We start from the raw sequence: 10112 nt of genomic DNA, 5'->3' as shown, positions 1-10112 counted from the left end.
TACGTACAATGGAACGTGGTATCGTATCTGCTGGACGTAACAAAGTGACCGGTGATCACCACCGTCCAATGCTAGAAACAGTACGTCTAACTATTCCACGTCGTGTATACACTTACGCACACATGGACGTTGTAGCAGAAGGCATCATTCGTCTTTACCAACAACGTGACCAAATTAAAGGTCTAGAGTTTGTATACGAGCCTAAGCAATTACGTTTCTTCACTGCACGCTTTGAATACGTATAATCGCTAATCCTATAACCCCCCTAATTTATTAGGGGGGTTATTTATCATATAAATAAAAATTATATCCAAGTGATTTTAAAGCTAGAAGGTAATGTAAAAACCTCTCTGGTGATCTAACTCCATTCTAAGATGAAATTATTTAGATATAAAAATAGTCTGATTTATCCCATTGCTATTAAGTTAAATGTTATAAGCAATCACTTTACTTATAGTTAACACTAATGTGGTGTTGGTATTTAAAATAGCAACATTTTTGGTGATATATATATCTGTTGTAAATGATATTTTTGTGATTGTGGATTGTAAGTGTGGATTCGAATAATTAATAATTTTAGAGGTGCTAATAATGCGTGGTGTCATTTCAATTCAAAGTCATGTTGTTTATGGTCATGCAGGGAATAGCTCCGCCGTTTTTCCGCTACAAAGAATGGGCTTTGAAGTCTTTCCCATACATACAGTTCAGTTTTCAAACCATACCCAATATTCTGAAGGTTGGACAGGAACTGCATTTCCAGCATCAGATATTAATGAGTTAACTCAGGGCTTAGAAAAAATCGGAGCCTTAAAACGTTGTGATGCAATTCTAACGGGCTATCAAGGCAGTGTTGAACAATGCGAAATGATTGTCGACATCGTTAGAAAAGTAAAAATTCAGAATCCAACGGCGATTTATGTTTGTGATCCTGTGATGGGAGCTCCCGATAAAGGCTGTATCGTCAGTGAAGGTATTGCGGAGTTCTTATTAAAAAAACTCATGCCAATGGCAGATGTGATTGTGCCGAATCAGTTTGAACTGAGCCAGTTTGTTGGTATGGAGATCAATAGTCTCTCTGATGCTGTTACTGCGTGTAAAGCCGCATTGAAGCTAGGTCCTCAAATTGTATTGGTGAAGCATCTATATTCAATCTCGGACAACAAGTTTTCAATGATGATCGCATTTGACGACCAGTGCTATATTGCCCAGCGACCACAATTAGATTTTGATAAACCATTGGTGGGCGTTGGTGATCTTATTTCTTCATTATTTACAGCTGGGTTACTCAAAGAGTGGTCTGTAATTCGCGCATTTAAGCACAGTAATGAAGCTGCTTATGCTGTAGTTAAGAAAACACATGAGCTTGGAGAGTGGGAGCTTCAAACGATTGCGGCCCAAGATGAGATCGTTGAACCCACAGAGAAATTTGAATTGGGTAAATGTGTAGAAGATAATTCGTTCAGTTACTACTCGATTTAACGATACCCCGTCAGTTTTTCTTATATTATAAAAAGCCGCCCATCAAGTTAACTCGATGGACGGCTTCGTTATATTAAGCCCCTAAGAAGTTCAAAATAAAGAATCCCTGAAGAACAGAAAGCATATGATCATGTTGAGCCTTAACGATAATGACACGCCTAATACTCTTCAGGGCTTATCTAGGTAACTTATTTGGGGCACTTATTGTTTTGGTTCATTAGCCTTGCATGATTTCTGGGAACATCGCTTTTAGTGCATCATTATTCGCTGCACAAACGCCTTTCTCAGTAATTAAGCCAGTGACCAATTCAGCTGGGGTTACGTCGAATGCGTAGTTGCCGCAAGGCGTACCGGTTGGTGCTATATCAACAAAGCTACGTTGACCATTTGCGTCGATACCTTGAACGTGTGATTGCTCACGACCATTACGCTGTTCAATTGGAATCTCTTTCACACCGTCCCACACCGTTGGATCGATGGTTGGTGATGGCAGTGCTACGTAGAAAGGTACTTGGTTCGCGTTGGCTGCTAGTGCTTTTAGGTAAGTACCAATCTTATTGCACACGTCACCACGAGCGGTTACGCGGTCCGTTCCTACAATCACAAGGTCAACTTCACCGTGCTGCATTAAGTGACCGCCAGCATTGTCAGCAATTAATGTGTGCGGAACGCCATGACCACCTAATTCAAATGAGGTTAGAGCGCCTTGGTTACGTGGACGAGTTTCATCAACCCAAACATGGATCTTGATGCCTTCGTTGTGAGCTAGGTACATTGGTGCTGTTGCTGTACCCCAATCAACTGTCGCCAACCAACCTGCGTTACAGTGAGTCAAAATGTTCACTGTTTCACCCGGTGCTTTTTTCGCTGCGATCTCACGAATGATTTCAAGACCGTTCAGACCAATGTTGTGGTTAATCTCAGCGTCTTCATCACAGATGATGTTAGCTTCTTCATAAGCAACTGCTAGGCGTTGCTCTGGTGATACTGCGCGCAGACGAGCACAAACTCGGTCTAATGCCCATTTTAGGTTGATCGCTGTTGGGCGAGTCTCAACCAATACTTGGTAAGCACGCTCAATAGATTCATCACTGTTGTCCAGTGACATTGCAAATGCCATACCGTATGCGCCGACACAACCAATCAGAGGTGCGCCACGTACTTTCATTGAAACAATCGCTTCAGCGGCTTGTTCCATTGTTGAAAGCGTTAGAATTTCAAACTCGTAAGGTAGCTTTTCTTGGTTAAAAATATGAATGCTGGTGGTGTCTTCTGCCAGCCAAATAGAACGATATTGTTTGCCGTCGATTTTCATAATTAATTTCCTAGCTGGAATTGAGGAGTCACACCAAATGCATTGGCTAACTCTAACAGTTGCGGTTCAGTAAGTAGGTTTTCAAAGCGATTCATCGCCAGTAATTGATTGTAAATTTCTGCCGCTTTATCTGCGGTTTCAATCAAACCTAGTGCGTTATTTAAATCGGTACCTAATGCAAGTACGCCATGAGCTGGCCAAAGCACCAAACGATGTTTTTTCGTCAGTTCTGCTGATAAGTTGCCTAACTCAACCGAGCCGGCGATTGCCCAAGGACAAACACCAATACCATCTGGGTAGAAGTACATTGCTTCAGCACTTACGCTCCACAACCATTTACTAAAGCTCTCACTGTCGCCTTTTAGTGCAAGGCTCATTGAAATTAAGCTGGTTGCATGGGTATGAATCACAACGCGTTGGTTGTCTTGGCGGCTAGACAGTACTTTAAGGTGAGTGATCAATTCGCTGGTTGGGCGTGAACCATTTTGATAGCCAGCCAGAATACGATACGCTTCACCTTGAGCATCTAACTCGATAACACCGATATGTTGCTCAATCGCATCACCCAAAGCTCGCATCATTGCGCCACTGGCTGAAATGATGAAAGTTTGATTTGCCATTGTTGGCACAGCCGCAGGTAGAGCGACCCAAGGTGAATCGACCTCAACGAGTTGTAATTGCGTGCGTTGTTCGTCAGTTAACCAAACGCTGATGTTGCCTGCGAATGCTTCTGCCCAGCCACGACTTGTCAGCATATTCGCGGTAGTGACAATATCGCGAACCAGAGGATGTTTAGACCAATTCATGGTGACTCCTACAACTGGATCGCAGTATCAAGTGACAGTTCAATCATCTGATGCAATGAAAGTTCACGCTCTTCGATAGACAATGCGCCACCATTTTTGATGTGGTCAGTAATGGTTAATAGTGCCAACGCTTTTGCACCTAACTCAGCCGCTACCGCATAAAGACCAGACACTTCCATATCAACACCAACGATGCCGTATTTTTCAAGAGTTTGGAAAATTTCAGGATCTGGGCCGTAAAAAAGGTCAGCAGTGAAAACGTTACCGACTTTAATATTCAGCTCTTTTTCACGGGCAGTTGCAACGGCAGTTTCTAGCATACCGAAATCAGCTAGCGCGGCTAAATCGTGGCCCTTAAAGCGGTCACGGTTAACTTTGGAGTCTGTACTTGCACCCATCGCAATCACAACATCCATTAAGTTGATGTCGTCACGAACTGAGCCACATGAACCGATACGAATCAGGTTTTTAACACCGAATTCTTTGATCAATTCATAAGCGTACATAGAGATAGAGGGAATACCCATACCATGAGCCATAACCGAAAGGCGTTTACCTTTGTACGTACCAGTGTAACCCAGCATATTTCGTACGTTATTCACTTCAACGGCATCTTCTAAATACGTTTCAGCGATGAATTTCGCACGCAGCGGGTCGCCCGGCATGATCACGGTTTCTGCAAAATCGTTAGGATTAGCTTTAATTGCTAGCGCCATGTGTATATCCCCTTGTCATTGTTGTTTGGGTCATAGTTGTTTGACGCCATTTTAGATTTGAACGGGTTTGTTTTGGTGATTCTCGTCACATTTTTTATGCCAATAAGTGTAAGCAAAATAATTGTTATCGATATGAGTTGATATAAAAGTTGCATGTTTCGTTTTTCGAGGAATAATGCGCGCAAACGATAACGCGTAGCTATTGACGCTGAAAGTCAAAAAAAAATGAGTTATTCATCACGTCTTTCATTTCATTGGATATGAGAGAGTCTTCTTAATACAAAACTCAATAAAATGGGTACATAACATGGAAACAGTCATCAGTATTATTGGGATTGCCGCTTTGCTGGGTGTTGCATATGCAGCATCAGAAAATCGTAAGGCAATCAATTTTAGAACAATTGGCTTAGCCTTTTTTATTCAATTTGCGCTCGGGGGAGTGGTTCTTTATTCAGATATCGGTCAAAGCATTATTCTAAGCATGGCCAGTGGCGTATCCGCTGTTGTTGGTTACAGCAATGATGGTATTGCGTTCCTTTTTGGCGGCCTAGTTAGTGATAAGATGTATGAACTTTTTGGTAGTGGCGGTTTTGTCGTTGCGCTAAAAGTACTGCCTATCATCGTGTTTTTCTCCTCTTTATCGGCAGTCCTTTACTACCTTGGCATTATGCAATTTGTCGTTAAATGGGTAGGGGGCGGTTTACAGAAATTGCTGAAAACTAGTAAAGCTGAATCAATGTCAGCGACTGCTAACGTTTTTCTAGGTGTGACAGAAGCCCCTCTTCTAATCAAACCTTACATGCCTAAAATGACTCGTTCAGAGTTGTTTGCAGTGATGTGTGGTGGTCTAGCATCAATTGCAGGTACTATGCTTGCCAGTTATGCTCAACTTGGTGTGAAAATGGAGTACCTACTTGCTGCGTCATTTATGGCAGCTCCAGGTGGTCTTCTTTTTGCTAAACTACTGATTCCTCAAACCGAAAAAGTCATCGAGCAAGATCACGGTACGGAAGATGAAAATCCACCAGCGAACATCATTGATGCCGCAGCATCAGGCGCAATGAGTGGTGTATCCCTTGCTATCGGTGTGGGTGCGATGCTGTTGTCATTTGTCAGCTTAGTCGCACTATTTAACGGAATGCTTGGTGGCGTTGGGAGCTGGTTTGGTTTTGAAAACCTAAGCTTACAATTGGTGCTAGGTTATGTCTTCGCTCCGATTGCTTGGTTAATGGGTGTGCCATGGAATGAAGCGACCTTAGCGGGTTCGTTCATTGGTCAGAAAATCGTAATCAATGAATTCTTCGCTTATATTAACCTTGCTCCTTACTTGAGCGGCGATGCGATCGTAAGCGCGACAGGTATGCCAATGTCCGAACGTACACAGGTTATTGTTTCTTTCGCTCTGTGTGGTTTTGCGAACTTTGGTACGGTTGCGATTGCTATCGGTGGTATTGGTGGCATGGTGCCAGAACGTCGTTCAGAAATTGCATCACTCGGGGTGAAAGCGTTAATTGCTGGTATCCTATCTAACTTGATGGGGGCCACAATCGCTGGTCTATTCATCGGGTTAAGTTAACCGAAAAAATCCCGCTTTCCAGCGGGATTTTTTTAATCATCATAATAGAGAGATAATTACAATGAATAACACTCTTCTTAAAGTTGTCCTACACGAACATATTGAAGGTACAGTTACGCCAGAAATGGCGGTTTTGCTTGCAGAAAAACATCAAGTGACTTTGCCAGAGGGTTTTATTTACCCAGAGGGTGAATTCGATCGTAATGAATTCCCGAATGGTCGTTATTGCTATGATGAATCTGATTTTGGCGCGTTTGTTACAGCTTATGATATTGTTGCTGCATTGGTACGCGATGCAGATGATTACTACCGTGTCATTAAAGATTACCTGACACGTAACGCTCAACATGGAATGATCTATTGTGAGATCATTACCTCAGCGTTCCATCTTTGTTTTGATGAGGCGAAAGGTGAATTGGATGCCGAGCGTTACCATCAACTTATGGACGCGATTGAGCGTGCGATGGATGAGGTAAAACAAGAGTTTGGTACGGAAACACGTCTACAAGCGTGTGGTGTTCGCCACTTGAGTCTTGAGCATATGAACCTTAGCACGACATTTATTCAGCAACAGCCCCGTAAACGCATTACAGGGTTTAACATTGCTGGTAATGAAATGGCTGGAGAGTTTAAAGACTTTACGTTTGTTCATGATCTTGTGGCGCAGCTAGCGCTTAATAAGTCTTACCATGCGGGGGAGATTTGTGGTCCTGAAAGTATTCGTGAAGCATTAAAGTTTGGCGCAAAACGTATTGGTCATGGTATTGCAGCAGCAAAAGATGATGAGTTGATGGAATTGCTAGTACGTGAGGGGATCACCCTTGAAGTTGCGCCAACTAGTAACCGTATTCTTGTCTCTGAACTTGGCCAAGACTTGGCAAATCACCCACTTCGTCGTCTCTATGATCGTGGTGTTCGTGTAACCTTAAACCCTGATGATGCTGGTTTGTTTGGTACTGATATTGGTAAAGAATACCGAATCGCAGCGCAGCAATTTGGTTTCTCAAGAGTAGAATTGCTTGATGTCACCTTATGTGCCTTGGAAGCCGCTTTCGTCGAAGAGTCGGTTAAGCAGAGCTTGATTGAACAAGTTTACGCAACGTTTACCGAGCAAGATTGGCAGGAATTACAGAAGCAATGTGATGGTCTTGCACAAGGTGGATTACGTGATCGCTTAGTGGAAAGATGTCAGCATAAGCCACTGTAATTACAGTATTTTTGTTTTTTAGTGATATTGCTTATCTGATTGAGCGATTAACACCGAACAAAAAATCGTAAAACCGAACAATAAAACCCCCATATTACTTAAGGTAATACGGGGGTTTTTTCTATTTATTCCCTCTCAAACATTGAATATTTAGGTCGAAGATAATTCCAAGTATGGCTGTGATATTCGTTTGATTCTGTATCTTATGTGCTCTCTGTTCTTGCATCACATTAGTCAAAAATAGCCAATTAATGAAAACGTTTTCCATAATGGATGCTCCGATTGCCTGGCGAGGTAAATCATGAATATCATTTGTGTTAATTGATTAACTTCGCATTATCTAAATTAATTAAATCCATTGTTTTTATTGAGATGATTAATCTTTTTGATGCTCTAAATCAATAGAATAGCTCTCTGGATTTATAAGAAATTTCCATCTTTTAGTTCTTTCTCAAAAGGCTTTTTTTGTGTCTTTGTGTAAACGTTTACACTGATGTGGAGTTGATCACGGATCTGAGAGGAGATTGACTGATAAACTTGCCTTAATTTGATAAGCCAATGGGTTTTATCTCGCGCTTGGTTTGTATGCAGTTCATCTTGGGTAGGAGAAACGATCGTGAAAGTTCTTGTTACAGGTGGTATGGGGTATATCGGCAGTCACACTTGTGTGCAGATGCTTGAAGCCGGTATTGAACCGATTATTGTCGACAACCTATTTAATGCAAAAGAAGCGGTTCTTGGCCGAATTGAAGCATTAACAGGAAAAGCACCGTTGTTTTATCACGGTGATATTCGCGATGAAGCCTTTCTTGATTCTGTCTTCTCTGCTCATGACATTGCAGCAGTGATTCATTTTGCTGGCTTGAAAGCTGTGGGTGAGTCCGTATCAAAACCATTGGAATACTACGACAACAACGTTAATGGCTCTCTAGTACTGGCTCGCTGTATGGAAAAAGCGGGCGTAAAAAGTATCGTATTTAGTTCATCTGCGACGGTTTATGGTGACCCAGCGAGCGTACCTATTACTGAAAGTTTTCCTACTGGCGCAACAACCAACCCATATGGGCGCAGCAAATACATGGTAGAGCAATGTCTAAGTGATTTGTTCGTAGCACAAAGTGATTGGAGCATTACCTTACTGCGTTACTTTAATCCAGTCGGCGCTCATCCGTCGGGCACTATGGGCGAAGATCCTCAAGGTATTCCTAACAATCTAATGCCTTTTATTGCTCAAGTTGCTGTTGGTCGTCGTGAAAAATTATCTATTTTTGGTGATGACTATTCGACTCATGATGGTACCGGTGTTCGTGATTACATTCATGTTATGGATCTGGCGGATGGTCATATTGCTGCCCTTAATGCCGTTGGCAGTAAAGCGGGATTACACATCTACAACTTAGGAACAGGAACCGGATCGAGTGTACTTGATATGGTTGAAGCATTTAGTGCGGCTTGTGGTACGTCCCTGCCTTATGAAATATGTCCGCGTCGTGCTGGTGATATTGCTCAGTGCTGGGCAGCCACCGAAAAAGCCGAGCGTGAATTGGGATGGAAAGCGACGCGCAATGTAGCTGAAATGAGTGCCGATACATGGAAGTGGCAGTCAAACAATCCGAACGGTTACACCTCTGTGTAATGAAAGCCGCAGCGTGGTCCATTTATGCCTAACTGTAACTCCCGTTTTATTGCGAAATGCAGAGACTAAAAATTTAGAAGTTGAGTAATTAAGATGTCGAATATTGAATTTAACCCTGTCGATCACCCACACCGCCGTTACAACCCACTAACGGGGCAATGGATCTTGGTGTCTCCTCACCGTGCAAAACGTCCTTGGAGTGGTGCAGATGAGAAGCCAGCTACGGATGAACTACCAAGCTATGATGGCAAATGTTTCCTTTGTCCAACGAATGAACGTATCTCCGGCGACGTAAACCCAGATTACCAAGGTACATATGTATTTCAGAATGATTTCGCTGCCTTGATGACAGATTCTCCTGCCGCGCCAGAGTCGGATAATCCGCTATTCAAAACTCAAGGTGTACGAGGATTAAGTCGAGTGATTTGCTTTTCTCCTGACCATAGCAAAACGTTACCTGAACTACCTGTCGATAAAATCCGTGGAGTGATTGATACGTGGAATGATCAAATCGAAGAGTTAGGGAAAGACTATGTCTGGGTTCAAGCGTTCGAGAACAAAGGTGAAACCATGGGTTGTTCTCAACCTCATCCACACGGTCAAATTTGGGCGAACAGTTTCTTACCTAATGAGATTGAGCGTAAAGAGCAGAATCTTAAGGCGTACTACCAAGAACATGGTCGTAATCTGTTAGTGGATTATGTGCAGGCTGAATTAAAAGATGGTTCCCGTATTGTTGTAGAAACAGAGCATTGGTTGGCGGTCGTTCCATATTGGGCTGCTTGGCCTTTTGAAACCATGTTACTACCTAAAACGCACATTCGCCGTATGAGTGAGCTAAGCGCTGAGTTGCGTGATGATTTAGCCGTGGCGATCAAAAAACTGACCAGCCGTTATGACAACTTGTTCGAGTGTTCATTTCCATATTCGATGGGGTGGCACTACGCACCATTCTTTGAAGAGGGGACCGACATTGAGCATTGGCAACTTCATGCACTGTTCTATCCACCACTACTACGCAGCGCTTCAGTGCGTAAATTCATGGTGGGTTATGAAATGTTGGCAGAATCGCAGCGCGATCTGACCGCAGAACAAGCGGCACAGCGTCTGCGTGACCTAAGTGATGTGCATTACAAGGAACAATAATTTCGGTTCCCTCCCCTTATTAAGGGGAGGGCTAGGGTGGGGTAGTTAGCTTGAGGTTTTGAGATAACCCCCTCTAACTCCCCGTTGGCAAGGGGGAGGACCAGATCGAGCTTTTAGTTCCCTCCCCTTATTAAGGGGAGGGCTAGGGTGGGGTAAGTAGCTTGAGGCTTTGGGATAACCCCCTCTAACTCCCCCTTGGCAAGGGGGAGGACCAGATCGAGCTTTTAGTTC

The 10112-nt window shown here is 43.1% G+C and carries 8 protein-coding genes and 1 pseudogene; 6 read left to right on the top strand and 3 right to left on the bottom strand.

Features of this window, described 5'->3' with window-relative positions; translation table 11 throughout:
* Both DZ860_RS15720 and pdxY read left to right on the top strand, forming a co-directional pair.
* A pseudogene (locus DZ860_RS15720) lies at window positions 1-245 on the top strand (beta-eliminating lyase-related protein); the annotation flags it as partial.
* Window positions 246-591: 346 nt separating this feature from the next.
* The gene (gene pdxY, locus DZ860_RS15715) at window positions 592-1479 is read left to right on the top strand and encodes a pyridoxal kinase PdxY (protein ID WP_120033105.1); all 888 of its coding nucleotides are present in this window, start codon (window positions 592-594) and stop codon (window positions 1477-1479) included.
* 217 nt (window positions 1480-1696) lie between these two features.
* Here the strand turns inward: pdxY and mtnA are convergent, their stop codons facing one another.
* Genes mtnA through deoD form a run of 3 tightly spaced genes read right to left on the bottom strand, consistent with a single transcriptional unit; the run spans window position 1697 to window position 4316 of the window.
* Window positions 1697-2794 (bottom strand): S-methyl-5-thioribose-1-phosphate isomerase, encoded by a 1098-nt coding sequence (gene mtnA, locus DZ860_RS15710; protein ID WP_120033102.1) that lies wholly within the window; start codon window positions 2792-2794, stop codon window positions 1697-1699.
* A gap of 2 nt (window positions 2795-2796) precedes the next feature.
* Window positions 2797-3600 carry a rhamnulose-1-phosphate aldolase gene (rhaD, locus tag DZ860_RS15705; protein ID WP_120033099.1) on the bottom strand — a complete coding sequence of 268 codons (804 nt, stop codon included), beginning with the start codon at window positions 3598-3600 and terminating at the stop codon, window positions 2797-2799.
* An 8-nt stretch (window positions 3601-3608) separates the two neighbouring features.
* Window positions 3609-4316, bottom strand: a complete 708-nt coding sequence (deoD, locus tag DZ860_RS15700; protein WP_120033096.1) for a purine-nucleoside phosphorylase — start codon at window positions 4314-4316, stop codon at window positions 3609-3611.
* Between the two features lie 307 nt (window positions 4317-4623).
* Between deoD and DZ860_RS15695 the strand changes: the two genes are divergently transcribed.
* From DZ860_RS15695 to DZ860_RS15680, 4 genes are all read left to right on the top strand, one after another.
* Complete coding sequence (locus DZ860_RS15695) at window positions 4624-5892, top strand: NupC/NupG family nucleoside CNT transporter (RefSeq protein ID WP_120033093.1); 1269 nt, start codon at window positions 4624-4626, stop codon at window positions 5890-5892.
* Between the two features lie 61 nt (window positions 5893-5953).
* Complete coding sequence (add, locus tag DZ860_RS15690; protein WP_120033090.1) at window positions 5954-7099, top strand: adenosine deaminase; 1146 nt, start codon at window positions 5954-5956, stop codon at window positions 7097-7099.
* A 616-nt stretch (window positions 7100-7715) separates the two neighbouring features.
* Window positions 7716-8735, top strand: a complete 1020-nt coding sequence (gene galE, locus DZ860_RS15685; protein WP_120033088.1) for a UDP-glucose 4-epimerase GalE — start codon at window positions 7716-7718, stop codon at window positions 8733-8735.
* 93 nt (window positions 8736-8828) lie between these two features.
* Window positions 8829-9881, top strand: a complete 1053-nt coding sequence (locus DZ860_RS15680) for a UDP-glucose--hexose-1-phosphate uridylyltransferase (protein WP_120033085.1) — start codon at window positions 8829-8831, stop codon at window positions 9879-9881.
* Window positions 9882-10112 lie beyond the last annotated feature (231 nt).

This window comes from Vibrio sinensis (assembly GCF_003605645.1).
Classification (GTDB): Bacteria; Pseudomonadota; Gammaproteobacteria; order Enterobacterales; family Vibrionaceae; genus Vibrio; species Vibrio sinensis.
The sequence above is the reverse complement of the archived record's forward strand: the minus strand, read 5'-3'. Positions and strand labels throughout refer to the sequence as shown.

Bases quoted from the DNA above. Each gene is read 5' to 3' on its own strand.
- DZ860_RS15680 (WP_120033085.1), top strand. From the start codon at position 8,829: ATGTCGAATATTGAATTTAACCCTGTCGATCACCCACACCGCCGTTAC.
- rhaD (WP_120033099.1), bottom strand. From the start codon at position 3,600: ATGAATTGGTCTAAACATCCTCTGGTTCGCGATATTGTCACTACCGCG.
- pdxY (WP_120033105.1), top strand. From the start codon at position 592: ATGCGTGGTGTCATTTCAATTCAAAGTCATGTTGTTTATGGTCATGCA.
- add (WP_120033090.1), top strand. From the start codon at position 5,954: ATGAATAACACTCTTCTTAAAGTTGTCCTACACGAACATATTGAAGGT.
- deoD (WP_120033096.1), bottom strand. From the start codon at position 4,316: ATGGCGCTAGCAATTAAAGCTAATCCTAACGATTTTGCAGAAACCGTG.
- mtnA (WP_120033102.1), bottom strand. From the start codon at position 2,794: ATGAAAATCGACGGCAAACAATATCGTTCTATTTGGCTGGCAGAAGAC.
- DZ860_RS15695 (WP_120033093.1), top strand. From the start codon at position 4,624: ATGGAAACAGTCATCAGTATTATTGGGATTGCCGCTTTGCTGGGTGTT.